Source organism: Vibrio genomosp. F10 str. 9ZD137 (assembly GCF_049974785.1).
In the GTDB taxonomy this organism is placed as follows: domain Bacteria; phylum Pseudomonadota; class Gammaproteobacteria; order Enterobacterales; family Vibrionaceae; genus Vibrio.
This window is the reverse complement of sequence record NZ_JBNGCJ010000900.1, coordinates 1-1605: the sequence shown is the minus strand read 5'-3', so window position 1 is coordinate 1605 and position 1605 is coordinate 1. Positions and strand designations below refer to the sequence as shown.

General features: G+C 44.4%; 2 protein-coding genes and 1 pseudogene. All 3 read left to right on the top strand.

The window, feature by feature from the left end; translation table 11 throughout:
• The first annotated feature begins 148 nt into the window (after positions 1–148).
• Positions 149–661 carry a signal peptidase II gene (lspA, locus tag ACP45E_RS20020; protein WP_017035461.1) on the top strand — a complete coding sequence of 171 codons (513 nt, stop codon included), beginning with the start codon at positions 149–151 and terminating at the stop codon, positions 659–661.
• Positions 662–797: 136 nt separating this feature from the next.
• A complete protein-coding gene (gene fkpB / locus ACP45E_RS20015; RefSeq protein WP_017035460.1) occupies positions 798–1229 on the top strand; it encodes an FKBP-type peptidyl-prolyl cis-trans isomerase in 432 nt (143 codons plus the stop codon).
• A gap of 36 nt (positions 1230–1265) precedes the next feature.
• A pseudogene (ispH, locus tag ACP45E_RS20010) lies at positions 1266–1605 on the top strand (4-hydroxy-3-methylbut-2-enyl diphosphate reductase); the annotation flags it as partial.

Genomic DNA, 1605 nt, shown 5'->3' with positions numbered 1-1605 from the left:
TTGTGTGTCTAACGTGGAAGGCGAAGGTGAAGTGCGTAAATTCGCATAACCGTTATGCGCATAAACCTTGTTTGCATTTGAAACATAAGTGAACTTTTTATTGTTTTCATAGCCCCAGTATCAACTGGGGTTATTTTTTAGGAAGATTATGAACGAACAAGCAATCACACTAAAACATTCAGGCGTTCGTTGGCTATGGCTTGCGATGGTCATTTTTTTTGCTGATATAGGCATAAAATTCGTTGTTCTTGAGCATATGGGGTATGGCTGGGCAAACCGAATCGAGGTCTTGCCATTCTTTAATCTATTGCATGTACACAATTACGGAGCAGCTTTTAGCTTTCTCGCTGATCAGCCCGGTTGGCAGCGTTGGTTTTTTTCTACCATCGCCTTTATTGTTACAGGCATGCTCACTTACTGGATGAGTAAGTTACCCGCAACCGAGAAGTGGAATAATATCGCTTATGCCATGATCATTGGTGGTGCTGTTGGGAATGTATTTGATCGTATTGTTCATGGTTTTGTTGTCGATTACCTGGATTTCTATTGGGGAAACTACCATTGGCCAGCGTTCAATCTCGCTGATGCCGCGATTTGTATCGGTGCGGCTATGATCATATTGGATGGTTTTCGTAAAAAAAATCAGACAAAAAAAGCGTGATTAAGGCCATTTAAAATTCGCCCAGCCCTTCAAAATTGAAATAACCCTAAGCGCTGTCTGTTGTTCAGATGGCGCTTTTTGTTTACCCTGCACTTCTATCACACAACAAGATCACACAACAAGGAAGAGAAGAAACGTGGCGACCATAAAAAAAGACTCAGCAGTAACGCTTCATTTCACCATTAAACTGCAAGATGGCTCTGTAGCCGATAGTACTCAGAACATGGGGAAACCTGCAAAATTGATCATTGGTGATGGCAGCCTAAGTGATAACTTTGAGCAATGCTTAGTGGGCTTGTCAGCGGGAGAGAAAAAGGCCATTGAGCTTAAAGCAATCGACGCATTCGGCATGCCAAATCCAGACAATATTCATTACATGGACAGAGCAAAGTTTGTCGGTGATGCAGAAGTCGAAGTGGGGACGGTTATGGCATTCTCTGGCCCTGATGGCGCGGAGATCCCGGGGATTATCACTGATATCGCGGGCGACTCTGTCACGGTTGATTTTAATCACCCTCTTGCCGGGCAAGATGTGACCTTCGAAGTCGACATTTTGTCTGTTGAATAAGTTATCGTAAAATATCGAACATTGAGATGAACTCGCATGAGTAAAGACATGAAAATTCTTTTAGCTAACCCACGTGGCTTTTGTGCCGGTGTAGACCGTGCCATTAGCATTGTGGAACGCGCACTTGAAATCTATGAAGCGCCGATATACGTGCGTCATGAAGTGGTGCATAACCGCTTTGTGGTCGAAGGGCTAAAGCAGCGCGGTGCGGTGTTTGTGGAAGAACTGGATGAAGTGCCAGATGGCCAGATTGTCATTTTTTCGGCCCATGGTGTATCTCAGGCGGTTCGACAAGAAGCTAAAGTACGTGAATTAACCGTCTTTGATGCGACTTGCCCATTGGTGACAAAAGTCCATATGGAAGTCGCAAGAGCCA

What these genes read in the sequence shown, in the direction of transcription:
- lspA (WP_017035461.1), top strand. Translation starts at nt 149, where the DNA reads ATGAACGAACAAGCAATCACACTAAAACATTCAGGCGTTCGTTGGCTA.